Annotated in this window: 18 protein-coding genes; 9 read left to right on the top strand and 9 right to left on the bottom strand. The window is 63.7% G+C overall.

The genetic code is table 11. The features are described 5' to 3' along the window. Positions 1-61 precede the first annotated feature (61 nt). Positions 62-265 (bottom strand): hypothetical protein, encoded by a 204-nt coding sequence (locus tag AAFG50_RS38150; RefSeq protein ID WP_011084249.1) that lies wholly within the window; start codon positions 263-265, stop codon positions 62-64. A 204-nt stretch (positions 266-469) separates the two neighbouring features. Between AAFG50_RS38150 and AAFG50_RS38155 the strand changes: the two genes are divergently transcribed. Together AAFG50_RS38155 and AAFG50_RS38160 are read left to right on the top strand one after the other, a co-directional pair. Next, positions 470-1,843, top strand: a complete 1,374-nt coding sequence (locus AAFG50_RS38155; RefSeq protein WP_028173508.1) for a leucyl aminopeptidase family protein — start codon at positions 470-472, stop codon at positions 1,841-1,843. Next, positions 1,836-2,690: a C40 family peptidase gene (locus tag AAFG50_RS38160; RefSeq protein WP_028173509.1), complete on the top strand. Its 855-nt coding sequence runs from the start codon at positions 1,836-1,838 to the stop codon at positions 2,688-2,690. Before AAFG50_RS38155 ends, AAFG50_RS38160 begins: the two co-directional genes overlap by 8 nt. Positions 2,691-2,806: 116 nt before the next feature. On the opposite strand, the gene AAFG50_RS38165 is transcribed toward AAFG50_RS38160, so the two are convergent. Beyond that, positions 2,807-3,055, bottom strand: a complete 249-nt coding sequence (locus tag AAFG50_RS38165; RefSeq protein ID WP_131234207.1) for a hypothetical protein — start codon at positions 3,053-3,055, stop codon at positions 2,807-2,809. A gap of 286 nt (positions 3,056-3,341) precedes the next feature. Between AAFG50_RS38165 and AAFG50_RS38170 the strand changes: the two genes are divergently transcribed. Continuing rightward, entirely contained in the window at positions 3,342-3,623 is a 282-nt protein-coding gene (locus tag AAFG50_RS38170) for a hypothetical protein (RefSeq protein ID WP_028173510.1), read from the top strand. A gap of 37 nt (positions 3,624-3,660) precedes the next feature. Continuing rightward, positions 3,661-3,891, top strand: a complete 231-nt coding sequence (locus AAFG50_RS38175; protein ID WP_028173511.1) for a hypothetical protein — start codon at positions 3,661-3,663, stop codon at positions 3,889-3,891. Positions 3,892-3,978: 87 nt separating this feature from the next. Here the strand turns inward: AAFG50_RS38175 and AAFG50_RS38180 are convergent, their stop codons facing one another. From AAFG50_RS38180 to AAFG50_RS38205, 6 genes are all read right to left on the bottom strand, one after another. Further along, positions 3,979-5,616: an ABC transporter ATP-binding protein gene (locus AAFG50_RS38180; RefSeq protein WP_028173512.1), complete on the bottom strand. Its 1,638-nt coding sequence runs from the start codon at positions 5,614-5,616 to the stop codon at positions 3,979-3,981. Between the two features lie 4 nt (positions 5,617-5,620). After that, entirely contained in the window at positions 5,621-6,799 is a 1,179-nt protein-coding gene (locus AAFG50_RS38185) for an ABC transporter permease (RefSeq protein ID WP_028173513.1), read from the bottom strand. Further along, the gene (locus AAFG50_RS38190; RefSeq protein ID WP_011084243.1) at positions 6,799-7,908 is read right to left on the bottom strand and encodes a microcin C ABC transporter permease YejB; all 1,110 of its coding nucleotides are present in this window, start codon (positions 7,906-7,908) and stop codon (positions 6,799-6,801) included. Before AAFG50_RS38190 ends, AAFG50_RS38185 begins: the two co-directional genes overlap by 1 nt. Positions 7,909-7,910: 2 nt before the next feature. Next, entirely contained in the window at positions 7,911-9,797 is a 1,887-nt protein-coding gene (locus AAFG50_RS38195; RefSeq protein ID WP_028173514.1) for an extracellular solute-binding protein, read from the bottom strand. A 14-nt stretch (positions 9,798-9,811) separates the two neighbouring features. Further along, positions 9,812-11,728: an extracellular solute-binding protein gene (locus tag AAFG50_RS38200; RefSeq protein ID WP_028173515.1), complete on the bottom strand. Its 1,917-nt coding sequence runs from the start codon at positions 11,726-11,728 to the stop codon at positions 9,812-9,814. A gap of 210 nt (positions 11,729-11,938) precedes the next feature. Continuing rightward, complete coding sequence (locus AAFG50_RS38205; protein ID WP_011084240.1) at positions 11,939-12,493, bottom strand: cytochrome c family protein; 555 nt, start codon at positions 12,491-12,493, stop codon at positions 11,939-11,941. A 220-nt stretch (positions 12,494-12,713) separates the two neighbouring features. On the opposite strand from AAFG50_RS38205, the gene AAFG50_RS38210 reads away from it, so the two are divergent. Then, complete coding sequence (locus tag AAFG50_RS38210) at positions 12,714-13,454, top strand: 3-deoxy-manno-octulosonate cytidylyltransferase (RefSeq protein ID WP_028173516.1); 741 nt, start codon at positions 12,714-12,716, stop codon at positions 13,452-13,454. Positions 13,455-13,475: 21 nt separating this feature from the next. Next, complete coding sequence (locus AAFG50_RS38215; protein ID WP_028173517.1) at positions 13,476-14,336, top strand: prephenate dehydratase; 861 nt, start codon at positions 13,476-13,478, stop codon at positions 14,334-14,336. 91 nt (positions 14,337-14,427) lie between these two features. Here the strand turns inward: AAFG50_RS38215 and AAFG50_RS38220 are convergent, their stop codons facing one another. Further along, complete coding sequence (locus AAFG50_RS38220; RefSeq protein WP_011084237.1) at positions 14,428-15,441, bottom strand: LLM class flavin-dependent oxidoreductase; 1,014 nt, start codon at positions 15,439-15,441, stop codon at positions 14,428-14,430. Between the two features lie 384 nt (positions 15,442-15,825). Between AAFG50_RS38220 and metF the strand changes: the two genes are divergently transcribed. From metF to AAFG50_RS38235, 3 genes are all read left to right on the top strand, one after another. Next, on the top strand, positions 15,826-16,737 hold the full coding sequence (gene metF / locus AAFG50_RS38225; protein ID WP_028173518.1) for a methylenetetrahydrofolate reductase [NAD(P)H]: 912 nt from the start codon (positions 15,826-15,828) through the stop codon (positions 16,735-16,737). Positions 16,738-16,743: 6 nt separating this feature from the next. Beyond that, a complete protein-coding gene (gene metH, locus AAFG50_RS38230; protein WP_028173519.1) occupies positions 16,744-20,601 on the top strand; it encodes a methionine synthase in 3,858 nt (1,285 codons plus the stop codon). Between the two features lie 596 nt (positions 20,602-21,197). Next, positions 21,198-21,986, top strand: a complete 789-nt coding sequence (locus AAFG50_RS38235; protein ID WP_028173520.1) for a hypothetical protein — start codon at positions 21,198-21,200, stop codon at positions 21,984-21,986. Positions 21,987-22,238: the final 252 nt, after the last annotated feature.

A 22,238-nucleotide genomic window follows, 5' to 3' on the forward strand; every position in this document is an offset into this window, starting at 1 on the left:
ACGCCTTCACCTGCTCGTTCAGGTCTGGAGATCTGCCCGTCGCCGGTTTCGTTTCACCCGATCAATATTCGATGGCAAGCCGCTTGCGGATTTCGTCGACGCGCTTGTCGAGCGCGTCGAAGCGCGCATGGACGGAGCGGTCGTGGAGATAGAAGACGTAGCCGCCGGCAAGGAACGCGAAGATCCAATGATGATGCTCGACATAGCTGAAAATCGCCTCGACGACCTGGCCGATGAAAGTGACCATACTCCACACCACGTCCATTGCATTTCCTCCCGGCAGGCTTCGCTTTCGGCCACCGGCGATCTCCTTGCACCTGGCGGCCGTTGCCGGAACCTAGCATGGCCCCCTTGCTGCGAGTAGCCGCTCGCTCAACGGTGACGGCAAAGCCGATTGCGGCCACCGCAGAACTCTGCGAAGTCTCCCTCATCCGCATAACCAGCTTGATCTGACGACCTGGACCCGCCAATGCCTTCTGTCTTCGAGACGTCGCCAACCGCCATCCCGATCACCTTCGTCACCAAGTCGAGCTGGGATCAGGTCGCCGAGACGCTGCCGCCGGCGCAACGCCAGTTCGCCACGGCGAACGCCTTCGCCGCCAAGCCGGGCGGCTATCTCGCCCTGCCCGCCCCCGGCGGTACGATCGCGCAAGTGCTGTTCGGCCTCGAGGACGAGGGCGCAAGATCCCGCGACCTGTTCCGGCCGGGCGCCCTGCCCGGCCTGTTGCCGCCGGGCACCTATCGCTTTGCGAATGCACCGCACGATGCACGGCTCGCCGCACTCGCCTTCGCGCTCGGCTGCTACCGCTTCGCCCGCTACCGCAAGGCTGATGGCCCCGATGTCCGCCTGGTGCCGCCTGACGGCGTCGACGCCGTCGAGATCAGCCGCATGGCCGATGCCGCGATGCTGGCGCGCGACCTCATCAACACGCCGTCCAACGACATGGGGCCGGAGGAGCTCGCCGCAGCCGCCCAAGAGCTCGCCAGCGAATTCGGCGCGAGCTTTGCCTGCACCATCGGCGAGGATCTGAGGACGGATTTTCCGCTGATCCACGCCGTCGGCATGGCCTCGGACCGCGCGCCGCGGCTGATCGACATCGGCTGGGGCGATCCCGCCCATCCCAAGGTGACGCTGGTCGGCAAGGGCGTGTGCTTCGACACCGGCGGGCTCGACCTGAAGCCGTCGAGCGGCATGCTGATCATGAAGAAGGACATGGGCGGCGCCGCCAACGTTCTGGCGCTCGCGCGCATGGTAATGGACGCGAAGCTGAAGATCCGGCTGCGCGTGCTGATTCCGGCGGTCGAGAATGCGGTCGCCGGCAACGCCTTCCGCCCGCTCGACATTTTTAAATCGCGCAAGGGGATCACGGTCGAGATCGGCAACACGGACGCCGAAGGGCGGCTCGTGCTCGCCGATGCCCTGGCGCTCGCCGACGAGGAGAAGCCCGACCTGCTGATCGATCTCGGCACACTGACGGGAGCTGCACGCGTCGCGCTGGGGCCGGATTTACCGCCCTTTTACACCAATGATGAGACGCTTGCCGCCGACGTCGCGCGCTGCGCCGTCAAGGAGAACGACCCGTTGTGGCGCATGCCGCTGTGGCCGGCCTACGATGCGTGGCTGGACTCCAAGACCGCCACCATCACCAACGCACCGTCCGGCGGCTTTGCCGGCTCGATCACCTGCGCGCTGTTCCTGCAACGCTTCGTCGACCAGGCCAAGAGCTGGCTGCATGTCGACATCTATGGCTGGACGCCGTCGGCGAAGCCGGCGCGCCCCGAAGGCGGCGAGTGCCAGGCCGCGCGCGCCATCTACACATTGCTGAGCGAGCGCTATGCATGATCCAGGACACGATCCAAGGCTGACACCGGCGCGGGCCGACCTCGCCGCCAAATATCTCGAAGGCAAGGTGCAGGCGGAGCGTTTCGTCACCGGCGAGGAATTCGAGGTGACGGACGCGATTGCAGCGGTGCGCGAACAGCCGTCCTCGGACGCGATGCTGATGACGGAGGCGCTGCGCGGCGAGCGCGTCACGGTCTACGATCGCAATGGCGAGGGCTGGGCCTGGGGCCAGCTGGGAAGTGACGGCTATGTCGGCTGGCTTCCCGATGCGGCGCTCACGAAGCCGACGGCCGCCCCGACGCACAAGGTCAGCGCGCTGCGGACGTTTGCGTTCCCGGGCCCCTCGATCAAGCTGCCGCCAGCCGGCACGCTCGTGATGGGATCGAAGATTGCGGTGGCGCGCGAGGACGGCAGCTTCGCGGTGATGCGCGACGGAGCTTATCTGCCGAAGGCGCATCTCGGCCCGCTCGATCATCGCGAGCCGGACTTCGTTGCGGTGGCCGAACGCTTCGTCGGCACGCCCTACCTCTGGGGCGGCAAGAGCAGCCTCGGCATCGATTGCTCGGGTCTCGTGCAGGTCTCGCTGACGGCGGCCGGCACCGGCTGCCCGCGCGACAGCGACATGCAGCAGGCCGGCCTTGGACGAGCCCTGGAGCCTCACGAGCAGAGCAAGCTGCAACGCGGCGACCTAATCTTCTGGAAGGGCCACGTCGCCATCGTCCGCGACGCCGGTACCATGGTTCACGCCAACGCGCATCATATGGCGACGGTGATCGAGCCGATCGAGCCGGCCATTGCACGGATCAAGCAGGCCGGCAGCGAGGTCGTGGCGATCAAGCGGCTCTAGGGCGTGTGCTCATAATTCACCGCTAATTTGCCGCGTCCGCTTTACTCTCCGAAGGCGACGTTGAAACCGGTATGGCCGAATGTCGGTCTTGGAAGCGGATCCGCATCTGATGGATGTCAGACGTCGCTATGTTGCTTGGGCACATTACCGGCGCTGGCCTTCGGCTTGGAAATCGGAGGGATGCAGCTGCCGAAGCGTGGATCGAGCGGATCGTAACGCGACTTTGTTCGCACGACGATATACAGCGCCGCCAGCGCGAAGGAACCGAGCAGCAGCAGCATCCACACAGGTGGCCTTGCGATCAAAAGCACCGTTGCTCCAACCAGTAGCAAGACAACGGTGCCAGAAGACAGCTTTGAAGCCATCACCGCCTCCGCGGTAAGCTCGACGGCCAGATATTACCGTGGATATCGACATATTTGAGCGAAGCGGGCTGCGACACTCCAGCGCAGAGAGAACCGGAAGTCTCGTACGTTCCCCAGGCTCATTTTCCAGGGAATACACGCACGATCATTCGGGCAACCCGTCACTCGAAAGGCAACCCGCCCCGGCTGATAGGCATCTCGCGGCGCAACTACGGAACAACGTTACAATTGGGAGAATTGCGGAACGAAACATGTCGTCAGTCTTTCTGCCTTTGGGAGGTGCCCCATGAGTTCTCAGGCCAGAGAAGGCGCGTGTGCGTTCGCTTGGCGGAACTACCTGCTGCTCCACAGCGGCATCAGCGAGAATGATAACAGGCGTTCCGCCCTCTATCGCTACATCGCCAGTCTTCGCGATACCGGCGAAGATGATTTCGATCTCCTGCAAGTCGCCGCAGTCGCCTACTTGAAAAAATTGGATGAATTGCATGACGACCAATGTGCGCGACTCGCGGCAGATCACGTTTTGGCCGAGTGTTTGGAAGCACGCAATTCACAACCCGAGAGGTGACTTTAGGCCATAACACCAGCGCGAAGGAGCGAACAGCATGGCAGACAAGACCGTTACTGCAAACCATCTCGCGGGCGACCCACAACGGCGCATCGCCGCAGCGACAGCAATCGGCATGAATGCCTTGATGCCGATGATCCACTTTCAGGTCTCAATGCTGAGGATGTGGGCCGATAGTATTGAGAAGCTCGCGGGCAATTACGAAAAGAAGTTGGAAGAAACAGCGACCACGGTCGAGGAACAATTAGACAAGGAACGCGCCGCGTAGATCAACCCGACTGGTAGGTGCGGCCCGCTTCGGCCACCAGCAGAAGCGTCCCTGGGGCTCGCGCTGTCGCGCGACCGGAATGCCGGGCTACGTCGCCACCGAGCCGTTCCCGGCCGTCTCCAGCCGGAAGGCTGCCGCGAACAGCGCGCGCGTGTAATCGCTCTTCGGGTTCTTGAACAGCTCGGCCGCCTGCCCCTCCTCGACCACCTTGCCGCCGCGCATCACGATCAGATGGCTGGCGAGCGAGGCGACGACGCGCAAATCGTGCGAGATGAACATGTAGGTGAGATCGCGCTTGCGCTGCAGCTCGCGCAACAGATCGACCATCTGCGCCTGGAACAGCATGTCGAGCGCGCTGGTCGGCTCGTCCAGCACGACGAAATCCGGCTCCAGCACCACCGCGCGCGCGATCGAGATGCGCTGGCGCTGGCCACCGGAAAACTCATGCGGATAGCGGTAGCGGGTGTCCGGTTTCAGTCCGACATCCTCGAGCGCCTTGACGACGCGCACCTCACGCTCCTCGCCCGACAGTTTCGGCTGATGCACGGTGAGGCCTTCGGCGATGATGTCGGCGACCGACATGCGCGGGCTGAGCGAGCCGAACGGATCCTGGAACACGATCTGCATGTCGCGCCGGAAGGGCCGCATCTCCTTGAAGCGCAGGCCCTGGATGTCTCTCCCCAGGAACACGATGCGCCCGTTCGAGGAGATCAGCCGCAGCAGCGCCAGCCCCAGCGTGGTCTTGCCCGAGCCGGATTCGCCGACGACGCCGAGCGTCTCGCCCTTGCGCACGGCGAGGCTGACGCCGTCGACCGCCTTGATGTGGCCGACCGTCTTGCGCATCAAGCCGCGCTTGATCGGAAACCACACTTTCAGATCGTCGGCCGACATCACCACCGGCGCATTCGGCTGCGGCGGCGCGGGATCCGGCTTCGGCTCGGCCGCGAGCAGGTCGCGCGTATAGGGATGCTTCGGCGTCTTGAACACCTGCTCGACCGGCCCCTGCTCGACGATCTCGCCGCTCTTCATGACGCAAACGTGGTCGGCGATGCGGCGCACGATGCCGAGATCATGGGTGATGAAGAGCAGGCTCATGCCGAGCCGCGCGCGGATCTCGGCGAGCAGCGCCAGGATCTGCGCCTGCACGGTGACGTCCAGCGCCGTGGTCGGCTCGTCGGCGATCAGCAGATCGGGCTCGTTGGCGAGCGCCATCGCGATCATCACGCGCTGGCGCTGGCCTCCAGAGAGCTGGTGCGGATAGCTGTTGAGCCGCGTCTCCGGATCGGGGATGCCGACCTGGGTCAGCAGCTCCAGCGTCCGCTTGCGCGCCAGCGCGTTGCTGGTGGGATTGTGCAGCTGGATGATCTCGCCGATCTGCGCCTCGATCGTGTGCAGCGGATTGAGCGAGGTCATCGGCTCCTGGAAGATGATGGAGATGTCGCTGCCGCGGACCTCCCGAATCTGCTGCTCGGACTGGTCGATCAGCTCCTGTCCCTTGAAGCGGATGCTTCCCGAGGGATGCGAGGCGTTCGGATAGGGCAGCAGCTTCAGGATCGAGAGCGCGCTCACGGACTTGCCGGAGCCGGATTCGCCGACCAGCGCCAGGCATTCGCCGCGCTTGATCTGGAACGAGACCTTGTCGACCGCGAGTGTCGTGGCGCCACCCTGGTGGAAGGCCACCGAAAGGTCGCGCACGGCAAGCAGGGGCTGGTTGATCGCGTCCATTGGCTTACCTGAACGTCTTGCGCGGATCGAAGGCGTCGCGCACGGCTTCGCCGATGAAGATCAGGAGCGACAGCATGATCGCGACCGAGAAGAAGCCGGAGAAACCGAGCCACGGCGCCTGCACGTTGGACTTGGCCTGTGACAGCAGCTCGCCGAGCGAGGGTGAGCCCGGCGGCAGGCCGAAGCCAAGGAAGTCGAGTGCCGTCAGCGTCATCACCGACGAGGAGACGATGAACGGCAGGAACGTCATGGTCGCGACCATCGCGTTCGGCAGCAGGTGACGGAACATGATGACCGGGTTGGAGACGCCGAGCGCGCGGGCGGCCTGGATGTATTCGAAGTTGCGCCCGCGCAGGAACTCGGCCCGCACGAGACCGACCAGCGAGACCCAGGAGAACAGCAGGAGAATGCCGAGCAGCACGAAGAAGCCGGGCACGAGGACCGAGGACAGGATCAAGAGAAGATAGAGCGACGGAATTGCCGTCCATATCTCGATGAAGCGCTGGAAGATGAGATCGACCCGGCCGCCGAAATAGCCCTGCACCGCTCCCGCTGCGATGCCGATGACGGATGAGATGATCGTGAGGCAAAGGCCGAACAGCACCGAGATGCGGAAGCCATAGATCAGCCGCGCCACCACGTCGCGCCCCTGGTCGTCCGTACCTAACCAGTTGTATTCGAGGTCGCGGCAGCTCTTCAGCCCCTTCTTCTCGACCACCGGCTTGCATTGCGCTTCGGTGAGCATCCAGGTCGGCGGCGACGGCGCCGGCGTCGGCAAGTCGAGATTGTGGGTGTCGTAGGAATAGCGGATCAGGGGCCAGACGATGGCGCCGCCCTTGTCCTTGATGAGCTTCTGCAAGTAGGGGTCGCGGTAGTCGGCCGCCGTCTCGAAATCGCCGCCGAAGGTGGTTTCCGAATAGGTCACGAAGGCGGGCCAATAGAGACGGCCGTCGAATTTGACCAGGAAAGGTCGATCGTTGGCGATCAGCTCGGCGAACAGCGAGATCACGAAGAGGGCGATGAATATCCAGAACGACCAATAGCCGCGGCGGTTGGCCTTGAAGTTCTGCCATCGCCGCCTGTTCAGCGGCGAAGGCGCGAACGGCTTGCGCGTGATCGGAACGATCTCGCCCAGCGGAGACTGGGTCGTGGTCTCGATCGGCGTCGGCGCGATAACCGTCATCAGACCTCCCGCGCCTCGAAATCGATCCGGGGGTCGATCCACATATAGGTCAGGTCGGAGATCAGGTTGATCACGAGGCCGACCAACGAAAAGATGTAGAGCGTGCCGAACACCACGGGATAGTCGCGGTTGAGCACGCTCTCGAAGCTCAGCAGCCCGAGCCCGTCCAGCGAGAAGATGGTCTCGATCAGAAGCGAGCCTGAGAAGAAGGCGTGGATGAAGGTCCCGGGGAATCCGGCGATCACGATCAGCATCGCATTGCGGAAGACGTGGCCGTAAAGCACCCGGCCCTCGCTGCAGCCCTTGGCGCGCGCGGTCATGACGTATTGCTTGCGAATCTCATCCAAAAACGAATTCTTGGTCAGGAACGTCATGGTGGTGAACGCGCCGAGCCCCATGGCGATCAGCGGCAGCGTCAGGTGCCAGAAATAATCGAGGATTTTCCAGTACCAGGGAAACTGCGACCAGCCGTCCGAAGTCAGTCCGCGCAGCGGGAACCAGTTAAAGAAGGAGCCGCCGGCAAACAGGATGATGAGGAGGATTGCGAACAGAAAGCCGGGAATGGCATAGCCCAGCACGAGAATGGTCGACGTCCAGGTGTCGAAACGCGTGCCGTCCTTCACCGCCTTGCGGATGCCGAGCGGAATCGAGATCAGATAGGTGATCAGCGTCAACCAGATGCCGAGCGAAATCGAGACCGGCAGCTTCTCCTTGATCAGCTGAATCACGCTGACGTCGCGAAAATAGCTCTTGCCGAAATCGAAGCGGGCGAAATTCCACACCATCAGCGCGAAGCGTTCCGGTGCGGGCTTGTCGAAGCCGAATTGCGCCTCCAGCTTCTTGATGAAATCAGGGTCGAGCCCCTGCGCGCCGCGATATTTCGAGTTGATGGAATCGCCGCCCGCGCCGACTTGCCCCGGGGCACGCTGCGCAAAGTCGCTACCGCCCGAAATGCGCGAAGTGCCGCCGGTATCGGCGCCGGAGAGTTGCGCAATCACGCGCTCGACAGGACCGCCAGGCGCGAACTGCACGACGACGAAGGAGACGAAGAGGATCCCGAGCAATGTCGGGATCATCAGGAGGATGCGGCGGGCGATATACGCGCTCATGATTATTTCGCCTGCTCGAGCTTGGCCGCCTTGGCGCGGTCGGACCACCAGATATCGGGAGCGCCTACGCCATTTGCGTAACGCGGCAGCTTCTGCGGATGACCGAATAGATCCCAATAAGCGAGCCGGTGCGTCTTGTTATACCACTGCGGCACCCAATAGCGGCCGGCGCGAAACAGCCGATCGAAGGCCCGGCAAGCGATCGTCAAGTCCTCGCGGTTGTCGGCCGCCATGATCTTCTCGATCATGGCGTCGATGGCCGGGCTGGCAACGCCGGCGAGATTGTACGAGCCCCTGGTGTTCGCAACCTGCGATGAGAAGAACGCACGCATGGCATCGCCCGGCGTCGCCGACATGCTGAAACGCTGGATCGTCATGTCGAAGTCGAAATCTTCCTGGCGCGCCTTGTGTTGCACGGCATCGACGAGGCGCACGCTCGCTTCGATGCCGAGCGTGCCCAGGTTCTTGATGTAGGGCGCATGGTGCGGCTGGAAGGAGGGCTCGTCCAGCAGGAACTCGATCCTGAAGACGTCGCCGTTCGGCAGCACCCGTTTGCCGTCCTTGATCGGCACGCCGGCCTCGCTCAGCAGTTGCTGCGCCTTGCGCAACAGGCTTCGATCCTGCCCGGAGCCGTCCGAGACCGGCGGCGTGAACGGTGCTGCGAACACTTCATCGGGAACCTGACCGCGAAACGGCTCCAGCAGCTTCAGCTCTTCCGGCGAAGGCGCGCTATCGCCCGCCATGAGATCGGAGTTCTGGAACGGCGATACCGTACGGGCATAGGCGCCGTACATGATGGTCTTGTTGGTCCATTCGAAGTCGAAGGCATTGATCAGGGCCTCGCGCACGCGCGGGTCTTTGAACTTCTCGCGCCGCGTGTTGATGAACCAGCCTTGCGCGCCGGACGGCGTGTCGTCGGGTACGGTTTCGAGCTTGACGCGATTATCTTTCACGGCCGGAAAGTCATAGCGTGTCGCCCAGATGCGGGAGGTGAACTCTTCGCGGTAAAGATAACTCTTGCCGGTAAAGCCCTCGAAGGCGACATCGCGATCGCGATAGAACTCATAGCGCACGACGTCGAAATTGTAGCTGCCGCGGCAAACCGGCAGATCGGCGGCCCACCAGTCCTTCACCCGCTCGTATTCGATGTAACGATTGACCTCGAACCTGCCGACCTTGTACGGACCCGAGCCCAGCGGAATCTCCAGCGACGTTTCGTCGAACGGGCGGGACGCATAGTACGCCTTCGAGAAGATCGGCAGGCTCGCGACATAGAGCGGCACGTCGCGCGCGCGTCCCTTGGCAAAGGTGACGACCAGCGTCGCGTCGTCGATCGCCTCCGCGCTGACCATGTCACGCATCTGCACGATGATCAGCGGATGGCCCTTGGTCTTCAGCGCCGTCAGCGAAAACGCCGCATCATGAGCAGTGAGCTTGGTGCCGTCGTGGAATTTCGCCTCGGGCCGCATCGTGAAGCGATAGACCAGCCTGTCCGGCGATATCCGCACGGATTTGGCGGCAAGGCCGTACATCGCGTCCGGCTCGTCGTTGGCGCGCACCATCAGCGGCACGAACGTCATGTCCATGCCTTGCGCGCCGTCGCCCTTCAGGATGAAGGCGTTGAGCGAGTTGAAGGTCTGATAGGACTGGTTGTACGCCTTCACCGACGGGATGAGCGAGAACGTGCCGCCCTTCGGCGCGTCCAGATTGACGTAGTCGAAATGACGGAAGCCGGCGGGATATTTGAGATCGCCGAATGCCGAAATGCCGTGCGCCTCGGTCCCCGCCTCCGAAGCACGCGCGCCGCGCAGCAGCGGTGCGCCAAGGGATGCACCGAGGGCGCCGCCGGCACCCAAAACAAGCACATGGCGGCGTGACATCTGCGTCATGCGGGAAATGTCCTTCACGACTTCTTTGCGATCCGCGCCGCCTTGTCTGCGTCGTACCACCAGATGAACGGGAAGCCGGACTGACCGTATCTGGGCAATTCCGACGGCCGGCCGAAGCGGTCCCAGCGCGCGGTGCGCACCTTCGTATAGGTCCACTGCGGCACGACATAGTGATTCCACAGCAGCACGCGATCGAGCGCCTTGGTCGCTGCGGCGAGATCGTCGCGATCCCTGGCGTAGATCACCCGCTCGATCAGCTTGTCGATCGCCGGATTCTTGATGCCGGCAATGTTGCGCGAACCGGCGATGTCGGCCGTCTTGGACGACCAGAATTCGCGCTGCTCGTTGCCCGGCGACTGCGACTCGCCCCACGAGTTGGTGACGATGTCGAAATCCCACTCGCGTGTCCTGTTCTCGTACTGGGTGGGATCGACCGTCCGCACGCTGACGGCGATGCCGAGCCGCTCCAGCGACGGCTTGTAGAACAGCGTGATCCGCTCGAAGCTCGGATCGGAATTCAGCAATTCCACGGAGAACTGTGTGCCGGTCTTGACGTCGATCAGCTTGCGGTCGCGCACCTCATAGCCGGCCTCCTTGAACAGGCGCAGCGCCTCGCGCAGATTGTCGCGAACGGCTTCCGGACTGCCGCCAACCGGATTGGCGTAGGCCGTCGTGAAGACTTCGGGCGGGACCTCGGAGCGGACGGTTTCGAGGATCTCGAGCTCCTTGCCCTGCGGCAAGCCGGTCGCCATGAGATCTTCGATGCCGTCGAAATAGCTGCTGATGCGCTTGTACTGGCCGTAGAATATCTGCTTGTTCATCTCCTCGAAATCGAACGCGTAGTTGAGCGCACGGCGCACGCGGGGATCGCTGAACTTGGCGCGGCGCAGGTTCGGCACGAAGGCCTGCATCACGCCCGAGCTGCGATTTGCGAACTCCTCGAGGATCACGCGCTTTTCGGTGACGGCCGGGAAGTCGTAGGCAGTCGCCCAGTTCTTGGCGCTGTTCTCGGTGCGCCAATCCACCTGGTCAGCCTTGAAAGCCTCGATCGCGACGGTGGCGTCGCGGAAATACTCGTAGCGCAGCTCGTCGAAATTGTTGCGGCCGACATTGGCGGGCAGGTCGCGGCCCCAATAGTCCTTGACGCGCTCGAGCGCGATCGATCGTCCGGCAACGAATTCCTTGACCCTGTAGGGGCCGGAGCCAAGCGGCACTTCGAGCGTGGTGGCGGAAACATCGCGCTTGCGGCCCTGCGCGTCCGTTCCCTCCCACCAGTGCTTCGGCAGGACCGTGAGCTGCCCGACAATCTGCGGCAGCTCGCGATTGCCCGGCGCGTCGAACACGAATTTGACCTCGCGCTCGCCGACCTTTTCGGCCTTCACCACATGACTGTAGTACGCCGAGTACATCGGATGGTGCTTCTTGAAGGAATCGAGCGAGAAGATCACGTCATCCGCGGTCACCGGCTTGCCGTCATGCCATTTGGCTTGTGACCGCAACCGATAGGTGACGAAAGAGAAATCGTCCGGGTGGCTGACGGCTTCGGCCAGCGCGCCGTATTCGGTCGAGACTTCGTCGAGCGCGGGCGTCAGTAGGGATTCGTAGATGAATGCGACGGCTCCGGAAACCTGGCCCTTCACACCGGAGACGACGATGTTGAAATTGTCGAACGTGCCGACCGCGATCTGGCGCGCGACCCCGCCCTTGGGCGCTTCCGGATTGACGTAGTCGAAGCGCTTGAAGTCGGCGGGGTACTTGACCTTTCCGAACAGCGACAACGCATGGCGCCAAGGGAACGCGCTTGAAGCCGCTTCTCCGGCAGATTGCGCCGCGGCCGTGCCGATGACGGGAACGCCCGCGACGGAACCGAGGGCGGGGAGCGCTGCAGCCGCAGTGCCGGTGAGCAGGAGATCGCGTCGGGTAATGGCCAAATCAACATTCCTGTCTTGAAGGAGGCTACTCCTTTAAGTTCCCAATATAGGCGAGGTTTCGACGGAATATGTTGCTTTTTCCTCATCTTGGTAGCCCGCCGCGCCATTCGCTGCGGCCAAACGCCCCGATAACGACCTCGCGAGGCCCGGATAAGGAAACGGCCAGGCTTTTCAGCCTGGCCGCATATTCCAAGACGGGTTTTTAAGGCCTTACTTCGACGCCGTCGGCAGCGGCTTGGGATGCTCCGACAGCGAATTCAGATAGGCGATGACATCGGCGCGCTCGGAATCCTTGGGAATGCCGGCGAAGCCCATCGCGGTGCCCGGGATGAAGCCCTTCGGATTGGCGATGAACTTGTTGAGGTCGTCGAACGTCCAGGTGCCGCCCTTGCCCTTCATGGCCGCCGAGAAGTTGAAGCCATTGCGGCCCTCGCCCCGTGCCTCGCCGACGACGCCATAGAGGTTCGGACCGACGCGATTCGGACCGCCCTTCTCGAAGGTGTGGCAGGCGCCGCACTTCTTGGCGGCGGCAGCGCCCTTCTCGACCGAGGCGGTCTGGAGCAACTTCTCAATGGGTTCGGAAGCCGCAGCGGCGGCGCCGCCTTCCTTGCCGTGGCCGGCGTCTTCCTTCACGGCGATCTCGAAGCCCGGCTTTTCCGGCATCTTGGGCGAGAACAGCGCATTCGCGGTGAAGCTCGTGACCAGCAGGATGAGACAGGTGCCGAGCACGGCACCGAGAATCTTATTGAGTTCGAAAGAGTCCATTTCCGGCCAGGCCCCACACCGCTGAGAAGGATTGAGCGGCCGGGCGGCCGCCAGGACGAGCCCCGGGAGAATCACACGTTCCTTGTCTTTCCCCCGAGTTTTGCCATTGAGATATCGGTTTGCCCGGGGTCTGGCAACCCGTATAAGCGACCCGGCTTTGAACCCGTCCCCACCCCATTTCTCGGCGCGGAAAACGCCCCGTTTCCAGGCTCTTGACCCGATGACCGATCCCCGCATCCTGGTGCTGATCCCGGCCCGCATGGCCGCCACCCGCCTGCCCGGCAAGCCGCTCGCCGATATCGCGGGCCTGCCGATGATCGTGCATGTGCTGCGCCGTGCGGAAGCCGCCGGCATCGGCCGCGTCGCTGTGGCTACCGACACGCCGGAGATCGCGGCCGTCGTAGCAGCCCATGGCGGCGAGGCCGTGATGACCCGCGCCACACACCCCTCCGGCTCGGACCGCATCCACGAGGCCATGCAGAAGCTCGACCCCGAGGGCAAGGCCGAGATCGTGATCAATCTCCAGGGCGATTTCCCGACAATCACGCCGCAGACCATCCGCGAGGTGCTGCCGCCCTTTGCCGACCCCGCGGTCGACATCGTGACCCTGGCCTCGCAGATCCACACCGAGGAGGAGGACCTCGCGCCGAGCGTCGTGAAGGCCGTCGGCTCGCCGATCGGGCCGCGGCGGCTGCGCGCACTATATTTCACCCGCGCGACGGCCCCTTACGGCAACGGACCGCGTTACCACCACATCGGCCTTTACGCCTACCGCCGCGCTGCGCTGGAGCGGTTCGTGTCGCTGCCGCCTTCGCCCTTAGAACTGCAGGAAAGCCTGGAACAACTCCGGGCGGTGGAAGCCGGCATGCGCATCGACATCATGATCGTCGACAGCGTACCCCGCGGCGTCGACACACCGCCCGATCTCGAAACCGCCCGCAGCATCCTTTCCAAATCCTGAGCCGCTGCTACAAGGCCGATCATGAGCAAGCTGAAAATCGCATTCCAGGGCGAACCCGGAGCCAATTCCCACATCGCCATCGTCGAGGCCTATCCCGACGCCGAGCCGATGCCCTGCGCCACCTTTGAGGACGCCCTGTCGGCGATCTCGTCGGGCGAGGCCGATCTCGGCATGATCCCGATCGAGAACTCGGTCGCCGGCCGCGTCGCCGACATCCATCACCTCCTGCCGGCCTCCGGCCTCTTCATCATCGGCGAATGGTTTCTGCCGGTCCGCCATCAGCTGATGGCGGTGAAGGGGACCAAGATCTCCGACATCAAGTCCGTCGAGAGCCATGTCCACGCGCTCGGCCAGTGCCGGCGCATCATCCGCAAGCTCGGCATCAAGCCGATCGTGCACGCCGACACCGCCGGCAGCGCACGCGACATCTCCGAGCGCAAGGACAAGACGGTCGCCGCGATCGCCTCGCGTCTGGCCGCAAAGATCTACGGCCTCGACATCCTCGCCGAGGATATCGAGGACGAGGCCCACAACACCACGCGCTTCGTGGTGCTGGCGCGCGAGCCGAAATGGGCCGCGCAAGGGTCGGGCCCGCTGGTCACCACGTTTGTCTTCCGGGTGCGCAACTTGCCGGCCGCGCTCTACAAGGCGCTCGGCGGCTTTGCCACCAATGGCGTCAACATGACCAAGCTCGAGAGCTACATGGTCGACGGCAATTTCTTCGCCACGCAGTTTTATGCCGACGTCGACGGCCATCCTGAAGACAAGGGCCTCGCCTTCGCGATCGAGGAGCTGAAATTCTTCTCGCGCGAATTCCGCATCGTCGGCGTTTACCCGGGGCACCCGTTCCGCGCGACGTTCAGCGAGACGCAGCAGGATTGATGCCGTCGTTCCGGGGCACGCAAAGCGTGAACCCGGAACCTCGAGATTCCGGGTTCGATGCTTCGCATCGCCCCGGAATGACGGTGAGTGCTTACGCCGCCTTCGCCAATCCGAACGCCGCCGCCAGCAGCGAATACGACTTCTTTCGCGCCTCGTGGTCGTACACCGCCGTGATCACCATCAATTCGTCCGGCTTGCTGGAATCGATCAGCGGCTGGAGCTTCTTCTGCACGGTCGCAGGGCTGCCGACGAACAGGCGCGAGCGGTTGCGGGCGATCGAGATGCGCTCGGCGTCGGAGTAGGGATAGGCCAGCGCCTCCTCGACGCTCGGCAGCGGCAGATACTGGCCGCGGTCGCGGCGCAGGCGATTGAGGTCGAAGGATGTCGCGAGCTTTTCAGCTTCCTCGTCGGTCTCCGCCGCGATGACGGCGACGGCAAGGATCGCGTGCGGCGTGGCGCGCCAGGCCGAGGGCTGGAAGCGGTTGCGGTAATGCACCATCGCATCAATCGCATCATGGGACGCAAAATGATGCGCGAAGGCGAAGCCCATGCCGACTTGCGCGGCCAGTTCCGACGAATAATCGCTGGAGCCGAGCAGCCAGATCGGCGGCAGCTTGGTGTCGTCGGGCATCGCGACGACGTTGTTGTAGGGGTGCCCTGACGGAAATTCTCTCGTCTCCCACAAGATCAGTTCGTGCAGCCGCTCCAGAAAATCGTCGCCCTCGCGGCGATCGAGCCGGCTGCGCAGGGCGTAGGCCGTGGCACCATCGGTACCGGGCGCGCGGCCGAGGCCCAGGTCGATGCGGCCGGGAAACAGCGCCTCCAGCATCTTGAAGCGCTCGGCCACCACCAGCGGCGCGTGGTTGGGCAGCATTACCCCGCCGGAGCCGACGCGGATCTGCTTCGTCACCGCCGCGATCTGCCCGATCATCACGTCGGGCGCCGGGCTCGCGACGGAGGCGAGGTTGTGATGCTCGGCGAGCCAGTAGCGGACATAGCCGAGCCCATCGACATGCTTCGCCAGATCGATGCTGTTGCGCAGCGCCGCGGCGGGTTTTGTGCCTGTGGTGACGACGGAGAGGTCAAGGACTGAGAGCGGGATCATGGCGCGCTAACGTAGTGGAGGGCTGCGCGGCGGCAATGGGCAGACAGCGCAGGTCTGGCGTGTGCGGACCGCGAGCCGATACGCCCCGCCAAACGAAGCGTTGGGACAGACGACATTGGCGTGACGCTGGATTCCATCCTGCCCATCGCGACGATCAACCATTTGACTACCGCAATTCGAAATATATTATTGATTTTACATAGTTTATTGAATTGACGCACTTCCCACAATTCATTCCGAAGGCACAAAAATTCAACACATCCCGGGCCAAGTGGGCCATTTCCCATCCCCGATGGGCTGTCGAGTGCGGCCGCGTTGGCTTATCTTAGCGGCTCCTGATCTAGACCTGACCGCAGGCCGCGAAGACCCGGAGTGAGTGGTGCCATGACTGATCTGACGAAGCCTGCGACAGCCGACGGGCACCTGAAGCGGCCTGCGATCTCCTTCGAGTTCTTTCCGCCCAAGACCGAGGAGATGGAGCGCAATCTCTGGGAGACCATCAACCGGCTCGCCCCGCTCGACCCGAAATTCGTCTCGGTGACCTACGGCGCCGGCGGCTCGACCCGCGAGCGCACCCATTCGACCATCGCCCGCATCCTCAAGGAGACCGCGCTGCTGCCGGCCGCGCACCTGACCTGCGTCGGCGCCTCGCGCGGCGAGATCGACGAGATCGTCGACCGCTACCACGAGGTCGGCGTCCGCCACATCGTCGGCTTGCGCGGCGATCCGCCCGGCGGCATCGGCACGCCCTATTCCAGCCATCCCGACGGTTACCAGAGCTCTGCCGACCTCGTTGCGGGAATCAAGAAGCGCCACGGCGATATCGAAGTTTCTGTGTCCGCCTACCCCGAGAAGCATCCTGAAGCGCGCGACTTCGATGCCGACATCGACACGCTCAAGGCCAAGGTCGATGCAGGCGCGACCCGCGCGATCACGCAGGTATTCTTCGATAACGACCTCTACTTCCGCTATCTCGACCGCGTCCGCGCCCGCGGGATCAACATCCCCGTAGTGCCGGGCATCATGCCCATGCACAATTTCAAGCAGGCGAGAGCCTTCGTGACGCGCGCCGGCACATCCGTGCCGGACTGGCTCGCGGAGAAATTCGAGGGCCTGGACGACGACGCCGAGACCCGCAAGCTCGTGGCGGCCACCGTCGCCGCCGGCCAGGTGCAGAAGCTGGCGAAGCACGGCGTCGACACCTTCCATTTCTACACCATGAACCGCGCCGATCTCGTGTTCGCGATCAGCCATTTGCTCGGCATTCGCGCCAAGAGCGCGCAGAAGGCGGCGTAAGACACCATGACCGTACCCACCTCTCCCAAGCGAACTGCCCTGCTCGCCGCCGCGCGCGAGCGCATCCTGGTGCTCGACGGCGCAATGGGCACGATGATCCAGAACCTCCAGCTCGACGAGGCCGCCTTCCGCGGCGAGCGCTTCAAGAACTTCCACCGCGACCTGCGCGGCAACAACGATTTGCTGATCCTGACCCAGCCGCAGGCGATCGAGGACATCCACGCCGCGTACCTTCGCGCCGGCGCCGACATCGTCGCGACCAACACCTTTTCCACCACCTCGATCGCGCAGGCCGATTACGACCTCACCGACATCGTCTACGAGATGGCGCGCGAAGGCGCCCGCCTCGCCGGCAATGCCGCAAGGCGCGTCGAAGCCGAGGACGGCAAGCCGCGCTTCGTCGCCGGCGCCATCGGCCCCACCAACCGCACCGCCTCGATCTCGCCCGACGTCTCCAACCCCGGCTACCGCGCCGTCACCTTCGACGATCTGCGCAAGTCCTATGGCGAGCAGATCCGCGGCATGCTCGACGGCGGCGTCGACCTGCTGCTGGTCGAGACCATCTTCGATACGCTGAACGCCAAGGCGGCGCTCTACGCCATCGCCGAAATCACCGAAGCGCGCGGCATCGACATGCCGGTGATGGTGTCGGGCACCATCACCGACAAATCCGGCCGCCTGCTCTCGGGCCAGATGCCGGAAGCGTTCTGGAATTCGGTGCGGCACGCAAAACCCGTCACCATCGGCTTCAATTGCGCGCTCGGCGCCGAAGATCTGCGCGCGCATATCGCCGATATCGGCCGCGTCGCCGATACGCTGGTCTGCGCTTACCCCAATGCCGGCCTGCCCAACGAGTTCGGCCAGTATGACGAGACGCCGGAATACATGGCGCGCCTGGTCGGCGAGTTCGCGCGCGACGGCCTCGTCAACATCGTCGGCGGCTGCTGCGGCACCACGCCGGACCATATTGCCGCAATCGCCGCGGCCGTTGCCCCGCACAAGCCGCGCATCGTGCCGGAGATCGAGCCTCGCTTGAGGCTCTCCGGTCTCGAGCCCTTCATCCTGACGGACGCCATTCCCTTCGTGAACGTCGGCGAGCGCACCAACGTCACGGGCTCCGCACGCTTTCGCAAACTGATCACCGCCGGCGACTACACGGCCGCGCTGCAAGTCGCACGCGACCAGGTCGAGAACGGCGCGCAGATCATCGACGTCAACATGGACGAGGGCCTGCTCGACTCCGAAGCGGCGATGGTGACGTTCCTCAACCTCGTCGCCGCCGAGCCCGACATCGCCCGCGTCCCCGTGATGGTCGACAGCTCGAAATTCTCGGTGATCGAGGCCGGCCTGAAATGCGTGCAGGGCAAGCCGGTCGTCAACTCGATCTCGATGAAGGAAGGCGAGGAGAAGTTCATCCACGAGGCCAAGATCGCCCGCCGTCATGGCGCGGCTGTCGTGGTCATGGCGTTCGACGAGGTCGGCCAGGCCGATACGTTCGCGCGCAAGACCGAGATCTGCAAGCGCGCCTACGACATCCTGGTGAACCGCGTCGGCTTCCCGCCCGAGGACATCATCTTCGATCCGAACATCTTCGCGATTGCGACCGGCATCGAGGAGCACAACAATTACGGCGTCGACTTCATCGAGGCGACGCGCTGGATCCGCCAGAACCTGCCGGGCGCGCATATTTCTGGCGGTGTGTCCAACCTCTCGTTCTCGTTCCGCGGCAACGAGCCGGTGCGCGAGGCCATGCACTCGGTGTTCCTGTATCACGCCATCAAGGCCGGCATGGACATGGGCATCGTCAATGCCGGACAGATGATCGTCTATGACGACATCGATCCCGAGCTGCGCCAGGTGTGCGAGGACGTCATCCTCAACCGCGACCCCGGCGCGTCGGAGCGGCTGCTGGCGCTCGCGGAAAAATTCCGCGGCAACAAGACCCAGACCAAGGAAGCCGACCTCGCCTGGCGCGAATGGCCGGTGGCGAAGCGGCTGTCGCATTCGCTGGTGCACGGCATCACCGAATTCATCGAAGTGGATACCGAGGAAGCCCGCAAGGCGTCGTCGCGTCCGCTCGACGTCATCGAAGGCCCGCTGATGGCCGGCATGAACGTCGTCGGCGACCTCTTCGGCGACGGCAAGATGTTTTTGCCGCAGGTGGTGAAGTCCGCGCGCGTGATGAAGCAGGCGGTCGCCTGGCTGATGCCGTTCATGGAGGAAGAGAAGGCGCGCAACCTCGCCAACGGCATCGGCACCGAACGCTCTTCTTCCGCCGGCAAGATCGTGCTCGCGACCGTCAAGGGCGACGTCCACGACATCGGCAAGAACATCGTCGGCATCGTGCTCCAGTGCAACAATTTCGAGGTCATCGACCTCGGCGTGATGGTGCCGGCCGCCAAGATCGTCGAGACCGTGAAGGCGGAGAAGGCCGACATCGTCGGCCTGTCCGGCCTGATCACGCCCTCGCTCGACGAGATGGCGTTCTTTGCCGGCGAATTGCAGCGTGAGGGCTTGAAGCTGCCGCTGCTGATCGGCGGCGCCACCACGAGCCGCGTGCATACCGCGGTCAAGATCGACCCGAGCTACCGCGCCGGTCCCGTCGTGCACGTCAACGACGCCAGCCGTGCCGTCGGCGTCGCCTCCGCGCTGCTCTCGCCGGAGAAGCGCGTGGCCTATGCCGCCGAGGTGCGCGCCGAATACGCCAAGATCTCCGACGCGCATCTGCGCGCGCAGGCCGACAAGAAGCGGCTGAAGCTGGCAGACGCCCGCAAGAACCGCGTGCAGGTCGATTTTGCCGCGAACAAGCCGGTGAAGCCGACCTTCCTCGGCACCAAGAGCTTTGACGCATACGATCTCGCCGAGCTCGTGCCCTATATCGACTGGACGCCGTTCTTCCAGACCTGGGAGCTCGCCGGCCGCTTCCCCGCGATCCTCGACGACGCCAAGGTCGGCGAGGTCGCGCGCTCGCTCTATGACGACGCGCGCAAGATGCTCGACCTGATCGTCAAGGAGAAATGGTTCCGGGCGCGCGCCACCGTCGGCTTCTGGCCGGCGAACGCGGTCGGCGACGACATCGCGCTGTACGCCGACGAGAGCCGGACCAAGCAGATCGCCACGCTGCACACGCTGCGCCAGCAGCTCGAAAAGCGCGAGGGCCGTTTCAACGCGGCGCTCGCCGACTTCATCGCGCCGGTTGACACGGGCGTGCCCGACTACGTCGGCGGCTTCGTCGTCACCGCCGGGATCGGCGAGGACGCGGTCGCCGACCGCTTCAAGATGGCGAACGACGACTACTCCTCGATCCTGTGCAAGGCGCTGGCCGATCGCCTCGCCGAGGCCTTTGCCGAACGCATGCACGCGCGCGTGCGCCGCGAGTTCTGGGCCTATGCGCCGGACGAGGCGCTCTCCTGCGACGATCTGATCCTGGAAAGATACCAGGGCATCCGTCCCGCGCCGGGCTATCCCGCGCAGCCCGATCACACTGAGAAGGCGACGCTGTTCGAGCTGCTCGATGCCGAGGCCACGGCCGGCGTGAAGCTGACCGAGAGCTTTGCGATGTGGCCGGGCTCCTCTGTGTCCGGGCTCTATTTCGCGAACCCCGCGAGCTATTATTTCGGCGTCGGCAAGATCGAGCGCGATCAGGTCGAAGACTACGCCGCGCGCAAGGGCATGACGGTCACGGAGGCCGAGCGTTGGCTCGCGCCGGTGCTGAACTACATCCCGGCGCGAGAGGGGACCGACAAGGCCTTCGCGGCGACGCCGGCGAACGACGAGACGTCAAAGGACCTCGCCTCGCATCCGCCGGGCTGCACTTGCGCGGTGCACCTCGTCTGGCAGAAGAAGCGCGCGGGGGCGGGATAGACCCGCCTCTAAATCAAAAATGCGAAAACAACCCCATGCACAGTAGGGATGGGGTTGAAAGGCCTGAGGAATTTCGATCTTACCGAAGCGGCTTGCGACGTCGGGCAAAACACCAGTAATATTCGATCATCGCCCACCGTGCCTGTCGTCGTCGGTTGGAAGCGCGCACCACACCTTCGGTGTCGTCCTGGCGGAAGCCAGGACCCATACCGCGTGATCCATCGGTGGGTATCGCTAGCAATACCGAACAACGAATCTTCGCCAAACTGCTCCATGGGGTAATGGGTCCTGGCTTTCGCCAGGACGACATTGGGGAGCCTACATGTAGCGCCAACCGCTGCACGAATTCTTGAACGCGGTGCCCCTTGGCAACGCTCCGCCTCAACGGCCCACGCATCAACGGAACCCGCCGCGTGTGAACTCGTTCACTTGTCCGCTCAACCTTGATTCGCTAATCTATCGGCCTACTACCTTCAAACCGACGGTTTGCTTGGGATCGAACATATGAAGCAGTTCATTGCACTGTTCGTCGCCGCGATCGCCCTTGTCGTCCTGCCCACGATTGCCGCGGCGGACTGTCCGAAAGGCTACGTGCCATGCGGCGAACGAAGTCAGTTGTGCTGCCCGGGAAAGTAACCAGCCGCAAATGGCTTTGGCTTGGTAGCGGGGTATTTGTCGCGATCGGCCTGGTGATGGTCGCAGTCTGGGCCGGATTCCCGCGCAAGAAGCAGACGATCACGGCCATCCTCTCCGAGACCGGATATTTCGAAGTGGTACCGCCGAGCACGTTCGGCGGTCCCGGCACGATCAACACGATCGAGTATCTGAGCAACGGCCGGCTGGAACTGCATCCGACCTGCGATGTCGACCCTGCGCTCCTGGCCAGCAAGATCCAGAAATCACGGACCGTCGACCGGGACTTGAAGCAAACGCTCGAGAAGAAACTCGACGTCTCGGCCGAGGTGAGGGAGAAGCTGTCGGCTGTCGCCGGGATGCAGCAGGTCGAAGCGGTCAACCTCAAGCTCGAGAACGCCAACATCCTGCTGATTTCCGACGAGTCGCTGATCTCGGCCCGGAACGCATTGCTGAAGGCGGAATGCGAGGACGCGGTGGCCCAGAACGTTTCGAGTGGCGGCGTCGTATGCCAGACACGGTCCGTCCTCGAGGCCGATGTCGTCTACGAGATCAAATATCACAACAAGATCTCGATGGAGGAGAAGGCCAAGCTGACATCCGAGATCGCAGCGAAGCTCGACCTGGACGTCCATCAGGGGGCGGACGACAAGGTGTCCGGCTCCCAATTGTTCTTCGGCATAAGACTGTCGCCCAATCCGATCGTCCTGAAGACCGCGGCGGGCGAGATCAAGCCCTGTTCGCGGAAATAAGGCCTGCGTCCCGCGCTTCATCCCTTCGGCGGCAGGGCAATCGCACTTAAGGCCGTTGCGCTGCGGCCCATCCTTCGAGACGCCCGCCTTTGGCGGGCCCTCAGGATAAGGACGGAGTGCGCGGCAGCAATTTCGACCGGCAAAGATGCCGCTCAGCCTCATCCTGAGGAGACCGCTGGAAGCGGTCGTCTCGAAGGACGAGGCGTGCGCTCAGGCCTCCGCCAGGAAGTCACATGCGATAGCACTGCCTTC

Source organism: Bradyrhizobium sp. B039, from assembly GCF_038965675.1.
In the GTDB taxonomy this organism is placed as follows: domain Bacteria; phylum Pseudomonadota; class Alphaproteobacteria; order Rhizobiales; family Xanthobacteraceae; genus Bradyrhizobium; species Bradyrhizobium diazoefficiens.